Raw genomic sequence first — 20,081 nt, forward strand, 5'->3', positions numbered from 1 at the left:
TTTGCGGGGGAATGGATGTACTTGGAAAAGAAGGAGACCCAGGCTCAGCCGCCGCGACGGTCGAGCTTCTGGATAGGTCCGGTCCACCACCACAGCGCAGCCAGCGACAGCGGCACCAGCGCGGCAACGAGGATGAAGATCGGGGCGTAGGAGTGGCGGGTCAGCACCGGCACCAGCCAGGTGGTGATCAAGGTGCCGGCGACCGCCGCCAGGCCACCCAGGCCTGCCAGCGTGCCCACCGAACGGCCGTCGAACAGGTCGCCGGGCAGGGTCTGGATGTTGCCGATGGCTACCTGGAAGCCGAACAGCACCGCAGCGATCGCCAGCACCGCCAGCAGCGGCTGGTTGGCCAGCACAGCACCCAGCAGGGCAGGGGCCATGATCACGCACCCCAGGGTGATGGCCAGCTTGCGGGCGCGGTCCACGCTGTGTCCGGCGCGGATCATGCGACCCGACAGCCAGCCGCCACTGAGGCTGCCCAGCATCGCGCCGACGAAGGGTACCCAGGCGAACAGGCCGATCTGCTTGATGTCGAAGCCGAAGGTTTCAGCGAGATAGATCGGCAGCCAGGACACGAACAGCCACCAGATAGGATCCAGCAGGAAGCGGCAGGCGAGCATGCCCCAGCTCTGGCGATGGGCCAGCAGCTCGCGCACGCTGGCTTTGGGCGCCGCCTCTGTCTGCTGCCCGGCCTGGTCTTGCTGGATCAGCCGGCGCTCGGCATCGCTCACCCACGGATGCTTGTCCGGCCCGGCGCGGTAGACAAACAGCCACGGCAGCAGCCACAGGAAGCCGATCGCACCGACCAGCACGAAGGTGCCGCGCCAGCCCAGCCACAGATAGAGGCCGGCGATGGCGGGTGCGGAGACGATCGCGCCGATCGACGCACCCGCGTTGAACACGCCCTGCGCCAACGCGCGTTCGCGCGCAGGGAACCACTCGGCATTGGCCTTGACCGCGCCGGGCCACGCACCCGCTTCGCTGATGCCGAGCATCGCCCTTACCAGGCTGAAGGAGAGCATCGAATGGGTGATCGAGTGCAGCGCGATCGAGATCGACCACACGCTGATCGACAGGGCGAACCCCAGGCGCGTGCCGATCATGTCGAACAGGCGGCCGAACAGGAACTGGCCGGCGGCGTAGAACAGCATGAACACCGTTACCAGCAGGGCATAGTCGTCCTTGGTCGCGCCTACTTCCCTGGCGATTTCCGGCCACATCACCGCCAGTGCATTGCGGTCGATGTAGTTGATGACCGTAGCGACGGCGATCAGGCCCACGATCAACCAGCGCACTGCTGAACGCACCGGCACCTTGCGCAGGTTGGCCACCACGGCAGGGCCGTTCATTTTCCGTCACCCTTGCTGCGGTCCATGCGTGCATGGCTGCCGCTCCAGCGGTAGGCATGGCCGTCCACGGTCACGCTGTGTTCGCCCTTGGCGCTGCTGTCGTCGGCCACGCCGAGGGCGATGCGTGCACCGCTGGCCAGGCGCAGTTCGATCACCTCTGCATCGCTGCCCCGGCTGCGCACGATGTCCTTGATGCGGCTGTCCGCACCGTGCACGTACTCGGCGGTGCCGTTGTACTCGCCATGCGGCTCCAGCACGCTGAAGAACGTGACGTCCTTCTGGCCGTCCACGCGTTGCAGCAGGGCCGGTTCACGGCGCAGGTTGAATTCCGGATCGTTGGCACCGCTTTCCACCAGCAGCGCCTGCGCAGGCGCACTGCTGCCGAAGCGGTAGGTGTAGAAGCGCCCATCCAGCAGCCACGCCAGGGAACGCGGTTCGCTGCCGGGCGAGCTGCGTGCATCCAGCCACAGGTGCTGGTAGCCGTTGTCCTTGCCCAGCACCGGGCGCTGGCTGCTGAAGTGCTCGGCTTCGAAACCGGTGGTGACGATGTGGCCGTTGAAATGCAGCGGCAGGTCGTAGCGCGCAGTCTTGTCGCCGTGTACCTGCAGCAGATCCAGTACCACCGGCAGGCCCAGCCCGGGGTGGCGCAGCAGTGCCTGGGTGCGGGTGAACACTACGCCAGGGTAGGCGTCGCGCATCGTTGCCGAGGCGATCTGGGTATCGGTGTCGGCCTGGAAGAAACGCACCTGCGGGGCATGTTCCTCGCCGCGCTTCCAGTCGCCCTTGAAATGGCTCTGCTCGTCCACTACCAGGGTGTTGTGGGCCACGGTCTGCTTGGCCCAGCTGCGGTTCTCGGCCAGGTAGATGCCACCCCGCTTGGCTTCCACGTTGAGGAAGCGGGCAGCGCCGTAGTCAGTCACCACCGGATTGCCGTTGTCGTAGAACAGCCAGTTGAGTTTGTCGAAGTGGCCATGGCCCATGCCCTGCATCGTGTCCTTCTGCACCAGCGCCTGGCCACGTTCGCCGTTCATGCGCAGGATCGCCAGGCCACCGCGGTCGCCGTCCGGGCCATCGCGCAGCAGCATCGGACGGTAATCGAAGGGCTTGGCCTTGTTGGCGGCCAGTGCTTGCGCCACCTGTAGTCCCTCGGGGGACAACAGCAGGCGTTTCTGCTGCTGGGCCACCGACAACAGGCGGTCGTCACCGGTGCGCGCATAGGCAATGCCGATACCGGCCACCAGTTCCTCGGTATCGATGCCCTTGTCCAGGATGGCATCGTTGATCGGGAAGAACAGGCCGTCATAGCTGGACTGCACCAGCACATCCACGGCCTTCAGCAGCACGCCGTCGCGGCGCGCGAAGATCCTGCGCTGCGGCTCGTTGCGTTCGATGGCGTTGGCGAACAGCAGGAACGGTGCCAGTGCGTAGCGCTGGTAGTACGGGCCTTCCTCGTAATAGCCATCGGGCGAGAACAGCAGGTCGATCTGGCGAAGGAAGCCGAACTGATCGTTCTTCTGGCTGCCGCGCAACGATTTCTCCACCAGCTCAGGGTCGCGCAGCACGTAGCCGGTCATGCCAGTGGCGGCCACCGCCCAGGTGGCGTGGTTGTGGATCTGGTCGTAGTTCTTCGGCTCGCTGACGAGGAACTCAGCCATCGGCCGGAACACCTTCGATTCGATGGTGTCGCGGTCCTCGGCGGACAGCGCGTCGCGGATCGCGTCGTAGCCCTGGATGGCGTTGACCAGCCACACCGAATCGTTGAGCACCTGCCAGAACACGCGGCCTGGAATCTGTCCGCGGCCTTCGGGGTGCGGGCCCAGGGTGGGGTAGAGCCTGGCGTACTGCAGCAGCATGTCGCGCGCGTAGTCGACATAGACCTTGTCGCCGGTCAGCCGGTACAGGGTGCCGGCCGCCATCAGGGCCTGGTAGTTGCGCTTGTGCTGTTCATGGGTGCGGCCGCCGCCCTTGTCCTTCGGTACCGGCACGTCGATGCCGGCCTTCATCATCTTCTTCAGCGATTTTTCCGTGCGCGCCTGTTCCTTGGCGAACCACGGGTAGCGGCCGCCTTCGCTGGCCATCCGCTGCCACTGCGCTGCGGTCACCAGCACTGGTGCCGCGTCCGCCTGGCGCGCGGCAGTGGCCGGAGCGGCCAGCAGCGGTGCAGCAGGCAGCAGGACGAACGGAACGGCCAGGGCCAGGACCAGGGAAACGGACAACGGTTGCAACCTCATCGATCAACTCCGGTGCTGGTGCGTGACAGGGCAACCTCGCCCACCTTGGGATACCAGTCCACGCCGGTCGCCTCGCGCGCGGTCATCGCGAGGCCGGGATCGGCGCCGGCAGTGGGCAGGGCGGGCGCGGGTACCCATAAGTCGTTGGCGGACTGCTGCAGGGTGATCGTGCGGCCTTCGACACCGCCGGGAAACACCGGGCTGGCCTGCGGTGACTGCACGTTGCCGCTGAAGCTGATGCCGGCCAGCGAACTGGCGGCGTTGGGCGGGTTCCTGCTGGTGCGGTTGACGATCAGGTTGCCGGTGAAGCGACTGTTGCTCGCGGCCACCACGATGCCCTTGGCCTCGTCATGGCCCACGCCGAAACTGATCTTCGCCACATCCACGAAGGTATTGCGGCTGATCGTGGCATTCACCACCGGCGCGTAGCCGGACAGCGGCGGATCGGCCTGCGCGTCCATCACCGCCAGCGCGGAACGGTTGCTGGAGCCGGCCAGTCGTTCGAAGTAGTTGTTGCTGACGGTCTGGTCGGCATTGATGATGCGCACGCCACCGGTGCCGGCCTTGTCATCGCCGAGGAAGACATTGTCGATCACGCGGTTGCCGTTGCCATGGCGCAGCGTGAGCGCGCCAGCCGAGCGGTAGAACACGTTGCCGCGGTAGGTATTGCCGCCGGACTTGTTGCTGATGATCTCGGTCTCGCCGTCGCAGCCTTCGAACCAGTTGTTCTCTACGGTGCTGTTGGAGTCGCTCAGTGAGGTATCGCTGGTGCCAACGCGGATCGTTTCGCCACCGTTGACGCCCAGCGCCGGGCGCGGCCCGAACCAGTTGTGGTCGATACGGTGCTGGTTGTCCAGGCCCTGGGTGGCATCGCGCACCACCACCACGGTCGGCCCGGCATTGGTCTTGCCGCGCAGCTGGCTGTGGTCGAGGCGGTTGTGGCTGCCATAGAAGGAAACCCAGTAGTCCTGGTCGCTGGCATCGGGGTTGGTGTAGTCGTCGATCACCAGGCCGGTGACGCGACTGTTGCTGGCGACGGCCTTGCTCGACTCGCGGAACGCTACCACCGCATCGCCGGGTGCGTAGCCGTTGCGGAACACCAGATTGAACACCTGCAGGTAGCGGCCGGCCAAGCGCAGGTCGGAGCGCCCGCTGAGGATCACGTTGCCCGGAGTCTGCGCACGCAGCACGATCGGTGCTGCGTCCGTTCCTTGGCCTTTCAGCAGGAGGCGGGCGTCGGTCCAGGTGCCATCCGCCAGCACGATTTCATCCCCTGGCTGCAGGGATGCCGAAGCCGTCGCAAATTCGGCCATGTCGTGAACCAGCCAGCTTGCCGCAGACGCTGGCTGAGTGGTCAGGCAGAGTGCCAGACCAGTGGTCAGGCACGTCGCGATGAAATAACTGGATCCTGGTTGGTGAGTCGAGCGAATGCGCATGAATTCCTTCCAGAGGCGGCCGTGCCGTCGTTTCAGGGTGGACTTGCATACCACTTCGGGGTCCTTTGTAAGCCAGAGTTGGCGCAAAGTCATGCTGCAAAAGCACATTAAATGGCGGCCAAGTGGTATAGATAAAAGGCATTTGAGAAATTGCATACCAATTGGTTGACATTTTCATGTCGTCGTGCCGAAGCTGCATCCCACGCCTGGCATGCAGGCGATCCTTTGGGAGGAGGAAACCATGCGGCGACCCGCCGGAGCAGTGCACAGCATCTCGTTGTCCCCCACACCCCTGATCGTGGCGCTGCTTGCCGTGCTGGCGGGCATGCCCGCGGCCCAGGCGCAGTCCAGCAAGGACGCGTCAGGGCAGGATCCGACCACGCTGGACCAGGTGCAGGTCACCGGCATCCGCGAATCAATGCAGAGTTCGATCAACAAGAAGCGCGACGACACGGTCATCGCCGACGTGCTCTCGGCCGATGACATCGGCGACCTGCCGGCACCGTCGCTGGCCGATGCGATCGAGACCTTGACCGGCGCCGCCTCGACCCGCGACAAGACCGGCGCCTCGGAGATCTCCATCCGGGGCCTGGGCGCCTTCCTCAGCAGCACCAACTTCAATGGCCGCGAGATCACCAACGGCAGCGGCGACCGCTCGGTGAACTTCAACATGTTCCCGGCCGAGCTGATCAACACGGTGGCCATCTACAAGACCCAGCGCGCCGACATCATCGAAGGCGGCGTGGCCGGCACCATCGGCCTGGAAACAGTGCGCCCACTGGAGTACGGCAAGCGTGCAGCGCAGCTGGACCTTCGCGGCAGCTGGGCGGAGTACGACAGCAAGTACCGTGACAAGGACGGCATCGGCTATCGCGGCACCGCCAGCTACATCGATCAGTTCGAGTTCGGCAACGGGCAGAAGCTGGGCATCTCGCTGGGCTTCCAGCGCCTGGACGGCACCGATCCGGAAGAGAGCATTACCAGCGGTTCCACCTGGTATGCCTGCGATGGCACGCAGAACGTGGGCAATGCCAACTGCAACGAAGTGTCCGCCCAGGCCATCGCCAACGGCGCGCCGTACTACCTGGTGCCGAGCAGCCGCATCTACCGGCTCAAGCAGGAGCGCAACGACCGACAGAGCGAGTTCGCCGCACTGCAGTGGCGGCCAAATGATGTGGTTGAAGTGAACCTCGATTTCGAGCACACCGAGCGCAACTGGTATGAGAACCGCAGCGATCTGAGCCTGTCCAACGCACGACGCGGCATCACCCAGCGCGAGGTTGACGAAGACGGTATCGTGCGCCACCTGCACGGCAGCACCTCGATTGATTCCACCTCCAACCGCTACTGGCGTGGCGAGGAATACACCGGGGGTGGCCTGAACCTGATCCTGCGCCCGACCCCGGCCTGGGAGCTGTCTACCGATCTTTCCTACTCGCACACCAATCGTCTCGACAGCGAGCGCATGACCCGCCTGCGCGCCAACCAGCGCGACGTCAACAATGCCGTCGTGCCCGGTATCAGCAGTGGTGCCACCGGCTACGTGGACTATGACTGGGACTGGCACGGCGAAGTGCCCAGTGTTGGCCTGGCGCCGAACTTCGACCCCAACAACTGGGACGCCTACACGGGGGCGGCCCGGGTGACCTCCAGCGCCACCGAGAATGACCACAAGATCAAGGCCGGCCGCTTCGATGCCAGCTTCATGCCGGAGTCCGGTTTCTTCACCCGCATCAAGGGCGGCGTGCGCGCCAGCCAGGCCGACTACCGCCTGCGCGACAACACCCTGGTAACCGACTACGACCAGCGCGTGGCGGCCGACAAAGCGAAGATCATCGCCGCCAACCAGGCCTGCCGTGCACCCTTCCCGCAGGATGACTTCATGGATGCCGCCAGCGGCAACACGATCTCCTCGTGGGCGTACTTCGATCCGAACTGCCTGTACCAGTCGTTCCGCGGCAGCCTCGACAGCGGGCTGGATCCGGGTTTCCGGGATCCGAACAATGTCGATATCACCGAGAAGACCCGCGCGCTCTACCTGATGGGCGAGTTCAGCAGCACGCTGTTTGGGCTGCCGGTGACCGGCAACCTTGGCCTGCGCTGGGTGAAGACCGATGTGCGTTCCGAAGGGGTGCGTACCGGCCTGCGCATTGAAGACAACGGAGACGGTACGATCCGTCTGCAGCCCACCGGCGACTACAGCACCCAGGTGTTCAAGGCTGGCAACGACAAGCTGCTGCCCAGCCTGAACGCGGCTTTCGAACTGCGGCCGGACCTGTTGCTGCGGGTCGGCGCCTACCGCGCGATGTCGCGGCCGGATATCGCCGCGCTGGGCGCAGGGCGCACCATCAACGTCAGCAGCGATGCCACCTATGGCAATCTGGCCGATGCGCTGGACGACATCAGCGCCAGCGGTAACCCCGCGGCACAGCCGCTGATGTCCTGGAACGGTGACCTGTCGCTGGAGTGGTACCCGAACCCGGACACTCTGCTGGCCGGTGCGGTGTACTGGAAACAGTTCAACGGCGGCACCGCCACGGCGCTGGTACCGGAGACCTACACCATCGATGGCCAGAGCGTGACCGTGCCGGTGCGGCAGCAGGTGACCACCGACGAGGACAGCACGCTGACCGGCTTCGAACTGAGCGCTACCCATCGACTGTCGTACCTGCCCAAGCCGTTCGACGGGCTGGGCTTCAAGGTCAGCTACAACTACGCCGATGCCGACTACCAGACCCAGGATTCGCGGCTGGGCGAGCAGCTGGCCAGTGATGGCACGATCATTCCGGCCATCGTGCCACCGGCGGGTCTGAGCGGCTTCTCGCGGCACGTGCTGTCCGGTTCGATCTACTGGGACGTTGGGCGCTTCAATATCCAGGCCATCGGCAAATTCCGCTCGCACTATTACCAGGACTTCACTGGCAATACCGCTCAGCAGAACCGCTACTACGACGACAACACCAGCGTCGACCTGCGCCTGCGCTACCGGGTAAGCAAGCAGTTGTCGCTGTCGCTGGAACTGATGAACCTGACCAACGAGCCGCGCGTGGCCTACCAGCCGCTTTATGGGAACTTCCGCGAAGTGGTGACCTACGGGCGGCGTGCGTATTTCGGTGTACGATACAAGTTCTGAACAGGGCGGCGCGGCCAGTGGTCGCGCCGTCGCTCCAACCGGACCCTTGCCGGCCGCGGTGGCAGGGCAGGGACCCGGAGGGAATCGCCAAGGGTCAGCCGCATGTCCGCCAACCGCCTTTACCAGACCATCGCCGCCAAGCTTCGCAAGCTGATCGAGGACGGCGAATTTCCGCCGGGCTCGCGCCTGCCGGGCGAACGTGAGCTGGCCGAACGGTTCGGCGTCAGCCGGGTGACCATCCGCGAGGCCGAGATCGCACTGGAAGCACAGGGTTGGATCGCCATCCGCATCGGCTCGGGCGTGCATGTGAAGCCACGGCCGACGCAGGTTCCGGGTGGGTTGCCGGATGTCAGTGCCTTCGACCTCACCGCTGCCCGCGCGGTGTTCGAGGCCGAGGCTGCCGCGCTGGCCGCCAGCAACCTGGATGATGCCGGCATCGCCGAACTGCAGGTGCTGGCCGAAGCGCTGTGCCGTCGCGACCTGAGTGACGAGGAAGCCGGCGAGTACGATCGCCGTTTCCATCTGACCATTGCCCGCCTGTCAGGCAATCCGGTGGTGGAGTACTTCGTGCAGCAGATCTGGCGCATGCGCAGCGAACTGCCGCGCGTCACCGAGGTCTATTCGCGGGTCTGCCATGACGATGGCGCCAGCCGAGCCGACGAGCACATGGCCATCTTCGAAGCGCTGCGCGCCCGTGATCCGGTGGCGGCACGCAATGCGATGCGCCATCACTTCCAGCGCCTGTTCGAAGCGATGCTGGAAGCGACCGAGAGCCAGGCGCTGGAAGAGATCCGCCGGCGCACGCAGCAGGACCGCGAGCGGTTCATGGCGACGACGCGGATCTGAACGACTGTCCTGAGCGCGCGTTTCACTGCGCTTGCGAGCCGGTAGTGCAGGTCACTGGCCGGCAATTGCACGAGATCTAGGGGCGCGTTGGCCCTAGAACCTTCTGATGTCGGGAAGTGGATTGGAGTCCAGGAACAGTCGCCCTGCGTCGTCAGCGATGCACAGTCCGTTCGACAGGAATCTGGTATGACGATCAGACTCATCCCCAAACTTCAGGTAGGAGTATCTACGGAGGGAGTGCAGCAGCTCGTTGAGATTCGCAATCATCCCGCTGGCGTTCTTCGGATCAGCAACATCCTGTGCGAATGCTCCCAGCCTGATCGCCTCATTGGAGCGCCGTGAGGCGCCGACTCTGGCAAGCACCCCGGATGCGTGCTGATGGAAGGGGAAGGCTTCGTCACCGGCCAAGCGGTGTAGGCGGTCGATCGCCCTCTTGGTGAACGTAACTTCGAAGTCGACGGAGCTCCCCGCGATCAAGGGGGTGCAGTTGTTCACGCACCTCTTGCCAAAGACTGCCTCGAACAGCGTCATCAGGGCGACAAGTTTGTCGAATCTGCTCCACATCTCCTTGGGCAACCCCAACCAGAGAGCATCCTTGAAGCGCGTCCAGTGCATGTACCGCTCGGCTTTGCCGCCATCTTCTGCTTGGCTGGCAAAGTGTCCGCAGGCCTGCAGGAACCTGAGGCAGTCTGCAGCGGGCATGAAAATTGGATTTGCCAACGCTTCACCCCGTCTCACCCTTTCCAGAGGGTCATGATCCGGCTCGGGATCGATGTACTCGACCTGCAGATTCCCGTTCTCAACGTAGGCGTAGCTGATGGCGCAGAAACTGATGGCAAGAAGCGCAGGTGCGCCGCCTCCTACGGAGAAATTCACCATCGGGTATTGCACGACCTGTTGCTGTGCCTTTGCAAGCGTGCTGTTTTCCCGTTTACCCAGCGACCCCTTGGCCTCGATCAAACCCCATGTACCATTACCCAACTGCACCAGAAAATCGGGGGCATCTGTAGCTGCCCCAACCAGGGGGAATGGCAAGCCCTGGATCTGGATGGGGCCGCCCTGAGCGGTGTGGAAGTGAAGGATGCGACTCACGAATCCCGGGACTACCGGCGCTGCAACGACCGCCTGCTCCAATGCATGCCGGGCATAGACCATGCCGAGGAAGTAGCTGAAGCTGCCCTTCTCGTTCTTCTCGAGCTGCCGAACAAATGAATGCGTGTTGACGCAAGCTGGCCCAGGCGGGACGGGGGTGCCAAAGATATCGCCCAACAATTCGACCTTGCCGTAGATGTATGTTCCCAGCTGTTCCCACTCAGCTTTGGTCGTCAGATTCATATTGGTAAATCCGGGCGCGGGAACGGCACCGGGCGGCAGCCCAAGGAATGTGAGTATTCTCCCATAGCCACAGTCGAGTGCTGCGAGCAGAGTGTCGACAGAGTGCGGATGTGGCAGCGGCGAAACGACCGGCTGGGCGAACGCGAACGCCACGTCTTCATGGGCGTAACTCAAGGGCCACTTCGGGAGATTGAGTGGCTGCAGGTAGAGCTTCAGTAGACTTGCCATGCTGCTTCCTTGCTTCATTCAATACAACCAATGTTCCCGCCGTTTGCGAGCCGAGGCAAGCTGCCAGGTAGGCTCAAGCCCCTCAGTCGCGGCCCAGGCCTGACCCCGCATCATGTAACCCCCGCAGCTTCTTCTTGTTGATCTTGCCCACGCTGGTGCGCTCGATCGAATCCACGAAACTGACCCGCTCCGGAATCGCATAACGTGAGATATCCCCGGCGCGGCTACGGGCTGCGATCAGTTCGATGATCTCTGCCTCGCTTACTTCACTGCCCGGCTGCCTGACCACCAGCGGCAATGGGCGCTCGCCCCATTTCGTGTCGCTGATACCGATCACCGCGACCTCGCTGACCGCCGGATGCAGCGCGATGATGTCCTCCAGCGCAAGCGATGAGATCCACTCGCCACCGGTCTTGATCACATCCTTGATGCGGTCGGTCACGCGCAGGTAGCCGCCGCTGTCGATGTTGCCGATGTCCCCGGTGTGCAGGTAGCCGCCTGCCCACAATGCCGCCGATGCTTCCGGATTGTGCAGGTAACCCCGGGTGAGCCAGGGCGCCCGCACCACGACCTCGCCGGTAGCCATGCCATCGTGTGCCACATCCTTCATGTCTGGATCGACAATGCGCAGGTCAACCAGCGGTACCGGAATGCCGGCTTTGGTGCGCAGCGAAAGAACCTCATCCGTATCGGTCACGGCATCCGCATCGATCTGCGCCAGGGTCAGCAGCGGGCAGGTCTCGGACATGCCGTAGCCACCGAAGATGTCGATGCCGCGTGCCAGTGCCCGCTGCGCCAATGCCCGCGGTAGGGCCGCGCCGCCGATGATCACCTTCCAGTTGCCCAGGTCCGTCTCCGCCGCGAGCGGGTGCTCCAGCAGCATATGCAGGATGGTCGGCACGCAGTGCGAGAAGGTCACTTTCTCGCGGGCGATCAATGCCAGCAGGCTGGCTGGCAGATAGCGGCCGGGGTAGACCTGCTTGATGCCCAGCAGTGTCGCCACATACGGCAGGCCCCAGGCGTGCACATGGAACATGGGGGTGATCGGCATGTAGACATCACCGCGGTGCAGGCGCCCCTGGCTGGCCGCGCTGCCCAGCGCCGCCATCCCTGCCAGCGAATGCAGGACCAGTTGCCGATGGCTGAAGTAGACGCCTTTGGGCAGGCCGGTGGTGCCGGTGGTGTAGAACACCGTTGCGCGGGTGTTCTCGTCGAAGTCCGGGAAATCGGTGGTCGCAGTGGCAGCCCGCAGACCGGCTTCGTACTCGGTCACGAAACCGTCTGGCAACGGGCCGCCGGCATCGTCCAGCAGGATGCGCGTGCGCAGGTCTGGCAACTGTCCGTCGATGCCTTCCAGTATCGGCAGGAACTCACGGTTGGCGAGGATCACCCGTGCACCGCTGTGGTTCAGCGTATAGGCGATCTGCTCGGGCGCCAGGCGCACGTTCACCATCATCAGCACCGCGCCGATCATCGGCACGGCGAAGTACGCTTCCAGATAGCGGTTGCTGTCCCAGTCCATCACCGCAACCGTATCGCCGTGCTTCACCCCCAACGAAGTCAGCAGTCCGGCCAACTGGCAGATGCGCGCCTGCAGGGTGCGGTAGTCGAAGCGGACCGAATCGCCGTAGACGATCTCCTGGTCAGGATTCACCGCAAGCGGCGTGTGCAGCAGTTGCTTGATCAGCAGCGGATAGGCAGAGGCATCGGGAGCGAATGACATGGGGTGACCTCGTGGGTGGCCTGTCAGTGGCCGGTCTTCATTCGTCCACACTAGCAATCCCGCCTGAGCGCGCCAGCGTACCTAGGTACCCCTGTCCAACCGCGGACGATTTGCTACTCTCGCCTGGACATGCCGACCCTGCTCATCGCCGATGACCATCCCTTGTTCCGCGCGGCACTGCATCGTGCGGCCGAAGAGGCAGTGGCCGATCTGCAGATCAGCGAGGCCGACTCGCTGGACAGCGTGCTCGAAGTCCTGGAACACCAGCAGATCGACCTGATGCTGCTGGACCTGCACATGCCCGGCAATCATGGGCTTGCCGGCCTTGCGACCATCCGTGCATTGCAGCCGGGGCTGGCGATCATCATCGTCTCGGCCAATGAAGAGCCGCAGGTGATCCGTCGTGCGGTCGACCTGGGCGCGGCCGGCTACCTGCCCAAGAGCTCTGGACTGAACGAGCTGCAGTCCGCGCTGCAGTCGGTACTGGAGGGCGAACGCTGGATTCCTGCACTGCTGCGTGAGCCAGTGGCGCGGGTTGCGTCGTTCAGCAAGGATGCCGACCTCGCTGCGCGCCTGTCCAGCCTGTCCGCACATCAGTACAAGGTGCTGAGCCTGGTAGCCGAAGGGCTGCTCAACAAGCAGATCGCCGACCGGTTGGGTGTACAGCTGCGCACCGTCAAGGCGCACATGACCCGCATCATGGAGCGGCTGGGAGTGCGCAACCGTGCACAGGCGATCCGCGTGCTGCACGAAATGGGTTTGGCCGATCCGTCCCGGCAGATTGAAGGTACCCAGGACACCTGATCTCTCAGGATGTTGCTGTGCCAGGTGCTGCCAGCAGATGGTTGATCGCCCAGCGCAGCGCCAGTGGCTTGAAGGGCTTGTTCAACAGTGAAAGCCCTGCCGCACGCACCGCCTCGCGCGTATCGCTGCCGGTATCGGCGCTGAGAATCACTGTCGGCCGCTGCCCATGCTCGGCTTGCAGCCGCTGCCAGAGCGCCACGCCGGTATCGCCATCATCCAGGTGATAGTCGAACAACCATAACGCGGCCGCATGAGCCGACGCGCCGATCTCGCTTGCCGCACGCACCGCGATCACTTCGCAGCCCCAGGCCAGCAGCATCTGCCGCATCGCCTCCAGCGCGTCCGCGTCATTGTCGACCACCAGCACGCGGATGCCCTTGATGGTGCTGGTGCCCGCTGCGGTGGGCTCCGTGCGCGGGGCTGCCGGCGGTGCTGCCCGCACCACGCTGATCGAGAACGCCGAGCCGTGATCGAGCACGCTGCGCAACTGCAGCGGCGCATGCAGCAGCTCGGCGATGCGCTGCGCGATGGTCAGGCCCAGCCCCAGCCCCTGGCCGTTGCTGCGGTCGCCGCGATGGAATTCCTCGAACACGATCGCCTGCTGCTCAGGCGCGATGCCGGGGCCGCTGTCATGCACGCCAACCAGCAGTGCCTGGCCATGGCGGCGCACGCCCAGCAGAACGCCGCCATGGCGGGTGTAGCGGATGGCGTTGGCCAGGAAGTTCTGCAGCACCCTGCGCAGCAGCAGCGGATCGCTGTGGACCCAGGCACGGGTCCGCAGGTAGCGGAACTGCAGCCCGCGCGCCGCCGCCAGCACCGCAAACTCCTGCGCGAGCGGATCGAGCACGGTCGACAGCGCGAACGGGCGTGGATCGGCGACCAGACCACCGGCTTCCAGCCGGGAAATATCCAGCAGCCCGGACAGCAGGTCATCGGTGGAGTCCAGCGCACCACGGATCTGGCGCAGGAAGCTGTCGAGGAACTCCGATTCGATGTGCTGTGACATCGCATCGGTCAACAGCTGTGCCGCATGCAGCGGTTGGATCAGGTCGTGACCGACCGCAGTCAGGAAGCGGGTTTTCGCAACATTCGCGCGTTCGGCGGCGTGCACCGCCTGTTCCAGCCGTGCGGTGCGGTCCTGCACGCGGCGCTCCAGGGTTTCGTTGCTGCGCTTGAGCGCTTCCTCGGCACGCCGGAAGGCGGTAACGTCGGTGAAGGTGGCCACGTAGCCGCCGCCGGGCATCGGATTGCCACGGATCTCGACGATGGTGTTGTCGGGAAAGATCCGTTCGGATAGATGCGGCGTGCCGCGCCGCATGTGTGCCACGCGGCGCTGCAAGGCCTTGTCGCGGGAGTCGCCGGGGCCGTCGCCGATCTTCAGCTCGTCCAGCGCCCATGCCGTCAGGTTGACCACCGGCTGACCTACCTGTAGCAGCTCGGGTGGAAACTTGAACAACGCAGCGTACTGACTGTTCCAAGCCACCAACTGCAGCTGTGCATCGACCACGCTGATGCCCTGGCTCATGTTCTCCAACGCAGCTTCCAGCAGGCGCTGGTTGAAGCGCAGCACCTGGGTGGCTTCGCCCACGGCACGGGTCACCGCATCCAGTGGTGCAGTACCGCCGTCGCGAGCGGCCTCCACCAGCAGCCTCGCCATGCCCGCGCCGACCACAGCGGTCAGTTCGCGTTCGATGGTGATGACCCGGTCGTCATCCAGCAATTGCCCGGCATGCCCGTCCATCAGTTGCCGGGCACGTTCCTGGCCGAGGAAGCGCCCGGCCGTCTTGCGCAGCGAGGCGGCCGCCACCGCATCCCGTCGTCGCGGCAACGAAGGGCGCACCGCGCGCGACACCAGCGCAACCGTCAGCAGGTTCACCGCCAGGCTGGCGCCCATGCTGATGGCGATATGGCCCGGCTGCGGGCGCAGCGAGACCACGGCCAACCAATGCAGTCCGTCGGGGGCGGTCGACGCCGGCGCGGCGGGGATCACCATCGGCAACAGCACCAGCCACAACCAGGCCAGCGAACCCAGCACGATGCCGGCAATGATGGCCGGGGAGGGCGTGCGTGGGCGATATACCGCAAGCAGCACCGCCGGTGCCAGTTGCGAGAGGGCAGTGAATGACATCAGGCCGAAATCGCTGAGCGCCTCGGTGTCGCTCATCGCGCGGCTGTACAGCCACGACATCAGGAACACGGCCAGGATCCCGGCACGGCGGAAGGCGAGCACGCGTGGACGCAGGTCAGCTGCCGCCGCGCCACCGGCAATGCCTTCCAGCAGCCTCGAACCCAAACCATGGTTGCCGAGCATGATCGACAGGGTCAGCCCGGACAGGATCATCATGCCGGTGGCGGCGCTCAGGCTGCCCAGGTAAGCCAGCAAGGCCAGCAGGTGGTGGCCACCGGCCTGCGGCAGCGCCAGCACGTACAGGTCGGGCGACACCGATGCGGGCAGCTGCGCGGTACCGGCCAGCGCCATCGGCACCGACGGCAGCCCGATCAGCAGCAGGTAGACCGGGAACAGCCAGCGCGCCGTCTTCAGGTCCGAGGTCTGGCGCAGCTCGACCACGCCGACATGGAACTGGTGCGGCAGGGTAAACGCGGAGATCGCCCCCAGCGCGACCATGGTCAGATAGTCCGGCATGATGGCCGGTGGCGGCAGCTGCGCCATCTTTTCCAGCAGCGGCGTGTCCGCCTGGCGCACCGACAGCGCCGCATAGAGGCCAATGGCGAGCAGCGCCACCAGCTTCAATACCGACTCCAGCCCCAGGGCGACCACGATGCCACGATTGGGCTCGGTGGCCGATGCCTTGCGTGCACCGAACAGCAGGGTGAACGCCGCCATTGTCAGGGCGAACCAGAACGACATGTCCAGCTGCGCGGCAGCAGGCGCGAAACGATCGCCCAGCAGCGCGCCCAGGCCCTGACTGACAGCCTTCAACTGCAGGGCGATGTAGGGAATGATGCCGAACAGTGCCACCAGGGTGATGGTGAAACCGAGGCCGCGATCGGCACGCAGTCGTGCGACGACCAGATCAGCGATGGTGGCACTGTTGTGCTGCTTGGCCAGCCGCCCCAGGCGGAGCAGGAAGGGCAGGCCGAACGCAAAGATCAACGCCATGCCGGCCAGGGTGGGTGGAATCGGGAAGCCCCATTGCAGTCCCTGCGAGGCCGCGCCGTAGTAGGTCCAGGCGGTGCAGTGCACGGCCAGCGACAGCGCATAGATGAGCGGCCATGCCTTCGAAAGCCGGTGCCCCCGACGCTCACCCCACAGCGCCACGCCAAACAGCAGTGCGGTCCATGCAATGCAGGCGAAGAGGACGATGGAGGGCGTCAACATCGCTCCAGTGTAGGGAGAGAACCGGGCAGGGTGGTGCTAGGGAGCGACCACGATCAGTGACAGCTGCTCAGCGACCAGTGCCAGCTCGCCATCGGCAACCCGCTCGACGGCCTTGCGCTGGGTCAGCAGCCACTGGCCCGGCTGGCGCGCGTCCAGTGACAGCAGCTGCGAGCGTACCCGCACCCCGGACCCGCTGGGTACCGGCGCCAGGAAGCGGACCTTGTTGAGGCCGTAGTTGAGCACATGGGCGATGCCGGGGAAGCCGGTGAGGGCGGCCACATCGTCCTGCACGGTGAGCGAGAGCAGCAGGAAGCCGTGCGCGATGGTCTGCCCGCCCGGCAGCTGCGTCTGCGCGCGGCCTGGATCGACGTGGATCCAGTTGTGGTCGCCGGTGGCGTCGGCAAAGGCATCGATGCGCGCCTGGTCCACGTGGGTCACGCCACTCACCCGCTCGCTGGCCGCCCACTGCTGCAACGCCTGCAGCGCGGGAGGCAGGTTGCTCTCCGCACTCACGCCACACGCTCCAGCAAGGTCAGGATCGCGTCACGTGCCTCTGGCTCGGACAGCATCGGAGCGTGTCCCACATCCGGCACTTCCACCAGGCGGGCACTTTCCGAGGTGGCCGCCATCTGCCGCGCGACATCGGCCGGCAGGATGTCGGACAGCGCACCGCGCACCACCAGTACCGGCACCCGTGCGGTCAGCCCACGAACCGCACGCCACAGCACCGGCCGCAGCAACCACAGCAGCCAGGGACGTGTCGTTCGGATCACGGCCGGATCGTAATCCAGCTCCAGCAGCCCATCGCTGCGCGGGCGGAAGGTGCGCACCGCCATCTGCCGCCAGTCGTCGGTACTGAAGCGAGGGAACGCGGCCTTGCCGATGGATTCCACGTAAGCGGTGGCCTGCACCAGGTCCATCGGCGGCACCGGCTTGCCGGCGTACTTGCCGATCCGTGCCAGCGCCTCACGCGGCACCTTGGGGCCGGCATCGTTGAGCACCGCGGCCGCGATCCGCTCGGGCGCGCGCGAGGCAAGGGTGATGGTCACCAGCACGCCCAGCGAGGTGCCGACGAATACCGCCTTGGCGATGTTCTGCGAGCGCAGCAGCGCAACCATGTCATCCGCATAGGCACGCGGGTTGTAGCTGGACGGGTCATATGCGCGTTCCGACCCTGCGCGACCGCGCAGGTCGACCGCGATCACGCGCCAGCCCTCGGCGGTGAGCACATCGGCAAGCGCATCGAAATCGGCGCCATTGCGGGTCAGCCCGGGAATGCAGACCACCGTGCCACGCGCTGCCTGCCCCGCATCGGGTGCATGGTCGCGCGCGTGCAGGCGCAACCCATCATTGCTGTTCCAGTACAGGTCGTCGTAAGACTGCGTCATGCAGAAGCTTCCTGGAGATCGTAACGGATGCGCTAGAAATCGTAACGGACGCTGAGGCTATATTGGCGTGGCGGACCATAGAAGCCAATCAGCGTGCCGACCGCCGGGATGTTGTAGCCGGTGGTGCGGTATTCCTTGTCGGCCAGGTTGGTGCCCTGCAGCGAGAAGGTCCACGCATCATCCAGGCGCCAGATGACGCCGGCATTGACCAGCCCGTAACCCTGCTGGCGGATCACCGGGCTGAGATCAGTGGTCGGCCACACTTCGCTCTGGTAGCTGTAGCTCACCCGTGCCGACAGGTTGCTGCCATTGGCCAGCTCGGTGCGGTACTCCACGTTGAACGCACCGGAGAATTCCGGTGCATTGGTGAACTTCATCTGCTTGGCCACATTGACGCCACGATCCATGTACTCGTCGTACTTGGTATCCAGCCACGCCAGGTTGCCGGAAATCAGCCAGTGCTGGCTGGGCAGGTACTGGTACTCGACTTCCAGGCCTTTGACCGTACCTGCGCCGGCATTGGTGAAATCACCGAAGAAGGAGTCATCGACGCCATCGCCATTGGTATCCAGGCCGGTGAACACCGACAACTGGATGTCCTTGTACTTGTTGTAGAAGGCCGACAGATTGAGGAACAGGCGCTGGTCGAGGAAGGCCATCTTGCTGCCGACCTCGTAGCTGTCCACGGTCTCGTCGTCGAACGGCTCGGCCGAGCGTGGCACGGCCACAGCGTTGGCGCGGATGTTGTAGCCACCGGACTTGAAGCCACGCGTGGCCAGGCCGTAGACCATGATGTCCGGAGTGATCTGGTAGTCCAGCGAGACCTTGGGCGAGACGTTCTTGAAGTTGGTCTTCTTGTCGAAGTCCGCGGTCACCGCCACCGGCCGGCTGAAACCCGGGTCGGCGTACAGGCGGTTCAGCACGATCGCGCGCTTGTTCTCGTCGGTGTAACGGGCGCCCACATCCAGCTTGAGTTTGCTGGTCAGGTCGAAGGTCCAGTCCGCGTACAGCGCGATGCTGTCGGTCAACACCTTGCCCTGGTTGTCGGCGAACTGCGCACTGAAGTAGTTGTTCTGGATCTGGCCGCCCGCCTCGCCACTGAACTGGTACAGGCCGACCACACCGCGCACCCGGCCGCCGGCATCGTAGTTCAATTGCACTTCGTTGCTGACCTGGTCGTCGTGATAGGTGCCACCCACGTCGGCCAGCTTGACCGGCGCGGTATCGAAGTCGATGTTGGCCTCGCTGTCCGATTCACGCTTGGCGACCACGTACTTCAGTGCAATGTCGTCGTTCGGCCGCCAGTTCACCGTGGCCGAGGCACCCTTGCTCTCCACGTTGTTGAGGTTGCGCATGCCCGAGCGGATGTCATAGCGGCTGTCCATCGGCGGGTATGCGCGCAGGAACGGATTGGGCGCCAGCATCTTCGAACCGCGCATGCCGGACTGGTCATCGATCCAGTCCAGTGCGAACTGCACGTCGAAGTCATCGCCCGCGTACGCGCCGACGTTCAGTCGTGCGGCATTGATCTGCTTGTCGCTGACCGGCTGGCCGTTGAAGGTGTTCTCGCCAAACCCGTCGTGGTTCATGCTGGCCACCGCCACACGGGCGCGCAGGCCACTGTCGGCGCCGCCAATCGGGCCGCCGATGGCCGCCTTCGCATCCAGCTGGCTGTAGTTGCCCACGGTGATCTGGGCGAAGCCCTCGGTCTGGGTGGGCAGGCCGCGCGAGATGTACTTGATCGCGCCGCCGATGGTGTTCTTGCCGTAGAGCGTGCCCTGCGGGCCGCGCAGGACCTCGATGCGCGAGACGTCGAACACATCGAGCAGCGCGCCCTGCGGACGTGCGATGTAGACATCGTCCAGATAGATGCCGACGCCCGGGTCCGCGCCCCAGGTGGGATCGGACTGGCCGACGCCACGGATGTAGGCGGTAACGGTGCTGCTGGCGCCGCGTGCGGCGTAGATGGTCAGGTTGGGCACCTGCGCATCGAGGTCGCTGAGATCCTGGACGTTCATCCTGTCCAGCGCTTCGGAGGTAAACGCGGTGACCGCCACCGGTACTTCCTGCAGGGTTTCCTCGCGCTTGCGTGCGGTGACCTTGATGCTGTCCAGATTGGTGGGTGAAGCCGTCCTGCCTGCCGCTGGCGCCGGCTGTGGCGCCTCCTGTGCCAGTACCGGCCCCGTGGCCAGCAGCGCGCCGATCATGAGACTCAAACAATTCCGTTTCATTCGGTCCTCCCCCAGGCATGAGCGTGCGGATGGCCCA

12 protein-coding genes are annotated in these 20,081 nt (G+C 64.9%); 3 read left to right on the forward strand and 9 right to left on the reverse strand.

The window, feature by feature from the left end; genetic code table 11:
* Nucleotides 1-44: 44 nt before the first annotated feature.
* Genes AC0Z6F_RS08490 through AC0Z6F_RS08500 form a run of 3 tightly spaced genes read right to left on the reverse strand, consistent with a single transcriptional unit; the run spans nucleotide 45 to nucleotide 4,893 of the window.
* Entirely contained in the window at nucleotides 45-1,349 is a 1,305-nt protein-coding gene (locus tag AC0Z6F_RS08490) for an MFS transporter (protein WP_049461096.1), read from the reverse strand.
* Nucleotides 1,346-3,580 carry an oligoalginate lyase gene (locus AC0Z6F_RS08495; RefSeq protein WP_448123003.1) on the reverse strand — a complete coding sequence of 745 codons (2,235 nt, stop codon included), beginning with the start codon at nucleotides 3,578-3,580 and terminating at the stop codon, nucleotides 1,346-1,348. Before AC0Z6F_RS08495 ends, AC0Z6F_RS08490 begins: the two co-directional genes overlap by 4 nt.
* Complete coding sequence (locus tag AC0Z6F_RS08500; protein WP_448123002.1) at nucleotides 3,577-4,893, reverse strand: polysaccharide lyase 6 family protein; 1,317 nt, start codon at nucleotides 4,891-4,893, stop codon at nucleotides 3,577-3,579. The genes AC0Z6F_RS08495 and AC0Z6F_RS08500 overlap by 4 nt, the downstream gene beginning before the upstream one ends.
* 364 nt (nucleotides 4,894-5,257) lie before the next feature.
* Here AC0Z6F_RS08500 and AC0Z6F_RS08505 point away from each other — a divergent pair, with 364 nt between their 5' ends.
* Nucleotides 5,258-8,149 (forward strand): TonB-dependent receptor, encoded by a 2,892-nt coding sequence (locus tag AC0Z6F_RS08505; RefSeq protein ID WP_485617041.1) that lies wholly within the window; start codon nucleotides 5,258-5,260, stop codon nucleotides 8,147-8,149.
* Nucleotides 8,150-8,251: 102 nt separating this feature from the next.
* Entirely contained in the window at nucleotides 8,252-8,995 is a 744-nt protein-coding gene (locus tag AC0Z6F_RS08510; protein WP_485617042.1) for a FadR/GntR family transcriptional regulator, read from the forward strand.
* A gap of 93 nt (nucleotides 8,996-9,088) precedes the next feature.
* On the opposite strand, the gene AC0Z6F_RS08515 is transcribed toward AC0Z6F_RS08510, so the two are convergent.
* Together AC0Z6F_RS08515 and AC0Z6F_RS08520 are read right to left on the reverse strand one after the other, a co-directional pair.
* On the reverse strand, nucleotides 9,089-10,558 hold the full coding sequence (locus AC0Z6F_RS08515; RefSeq protein WP_485617043.1) for a hypothetical protein: 1,470 nt from the start codon (nucleotides 10,556-10,558) through the stop codon (nucleotides 9,089-9,091).
* A gap of 82 nt (nucleotides 10,559-10,640) precedes the next feature.
* Nucleotides 10,641-12,281 (reverse strand): fatty acid--CoA ligase, encoded by a 1,641-nt coding sequence (locus AC0Z6F_RS08520; protein ID WP_448123000.1) that lies wholly within the window; start codon nucleotides 12,279-12,281, stop codon nucleotides 10,641-10,643.
* Nucleotides 12,282-12,410: 129 nt separating this feature from the next.
* On the opposite strand from AC0Z6F_RS08520, the gene AC0Z6F_RS08525 reads away from it, so the two are divergent.
* Nucleotides 12,411-13,085 carry a response regulator transcription factor gene (locus AC0Z6F_RS08525; protein ID WP_100434678.1) on the forward strand — a complete coding sequence of 225 codons (675 nt, stop codon included), beginning with the start codon at nucleotides 12,411-12,413 and terminating at the stop codon, nucleotides 13,083-13,085.
* 4 nt (nucleotides 13,086-13,089) lie between these two features.
* On the opposite strand, the gene AC0Z6F_RS08530 is transcribed toward AC0Z6F_RS08525, so the two are convergent.
* Genes AC0Z6F_RS08530 through AC0Z6F_RS08545 form a run of 4 tightly spaced genes read right to left on the reverse strand, consistent with a single transcriptional unit; the run spans nucleotide 13,090 to nucleotide 20,020 of the window.
* On the reverse strand, nucleotides 13,090-16,425 hold the full coding sequence (locus tag AC0Z6F_RS08530) for a hybrid sensor histidine kinase/response regulator (protein ID WP_448122999.1): 3,336 nt from the start codon (nucleotides 16,423-16,425) through the stop codon (nucleotides 13,090-13,092).
* A gap of 36 nt (nucleotides 16,426-16,461) precedes the next feature.
* Entirely contained in the window at nucleotides 16,462-16,938 is a 477-nt protein-coding gene (locus tag AC0Z6F_RS08535) for a MaoC family dehydratase (RefSeq protein WP_032127252.1), read from the reverse strand.
* Nucleotides 16,935-17,813 carry an alpha/beta fold hydrolase gene (locus tag AC0Z6F_RS08540; protein WP_100434676.1) on the reverse strand — a complete coding sequence of 293 codons (879 nt, stop codon included), beginning with the start codon at nucleotides 17,811-17,813 and terminating at the stop codon, nucleotides 16,935-16,937. Before AC0Z6F_RS08540 ends, AC0Z6F_RS08535 begins: the two co-directional genes overlap by 4 nt.
* Nucleotides 17,814-17,845: 32 nt before the next feature.
* Nucleotides 17,846-20,020 (reverse strand): TonB-dependent receptor, encoded by a 2,175-nt coding sequence (locus AC0Z6F_RS08545; RefSeq protein WP_485617120.1) that lies wholly within the window; start codon nucleotides 20,018-20,020, stop codon nucleotides 17,846-17,848.
* Between the last annotated feature and the right edge of the window lie 61 nt (nucleotides 20,021-20,081).

Source organism: Stenotrophomonas sp. 1L-E-5-B-C3, from assembly GCF_057292075.1.

Coding starts and splice junctions, on each gene's coding strand:
- AC0Z6F_RS08490 (WP_049461096.1), bottom strand. CDS start 1,349: ATGAACGGCCCTGCCGTGGTGGCCAACCTGCGCAAGGTGCCGGTGCGT.
- AC0Z6F_RS08495 (WP_448123003.1), bottom strand. CDS start 3,580: ATGAGGTTGCAACCGTTGTCCGTTTCCCTGGTCCTGGCCCTGGCCGTT.
- AC0Z6F_RS08500 (WP_448123002.1), bottom strand. CDS start 4,893: ATGGCCGAATTTGCGACGGCTTCGGCATCCCTGCAGCCAGGGGATGAA.
- AC0Z6F_RS08505 (WP_485617041.1), top strand. CDS start 5,258: ATGCGGCGACCCGCCGGAGCAGTGCACAGCATCTCGTTGTCCCCCACA.
- AC0Z6F_RS08510 (WP_485617042.1), top strand. CDS start 8,252: ATGTCCGCCAACCGCCTTTACCAGACCATCGCCGCCAAGCTTCGCAAG.
- AC0Z6F_RS08515 (WP_485617043.1), bottom strand. CDS start 10,558: ATGGCAAGTCTACTGAAGCTCTACCTGCAGCCACTCAATCTCCCGAAG.
- AC0Z6F_RS08520 (WP_448123000.1), bottom strand. CDS start 12,281: ATGTCATTCGCTCCCGATGCCTCTGCCTATCCGCTGCTGATCAAGCAA.
- AC0Z6F_RS08525 (WP_100434678.1), top strand. CDS start 12,411: ATGCCGACCCTGCTCATCGCCGATGACCATCCCTTGTTCCGCGCGGCA.
- AC0Z6F_RS08530 (WP_448122999.1), bottom strand. CDS start 16,425: ATGTTGACGCCCTCCATCGTCCTCTTCGCCTGCATTGCATGGACCGCA.
- AC0Z6F_RS08540 (WP_100434676.1), bottom strand. CDS start 17,813: ATGACGCAGTCTTACGACGACCTGTACTGGAACAGCAATGATGGGTTG.
- AC0Z6F_RS08545 (WP_485617120.1), bottom strand. CDS start 20,020: ATGATCGGCGCGCTGCTGGCCACGGGGCCGGTACTGGCACAGGAGGCG.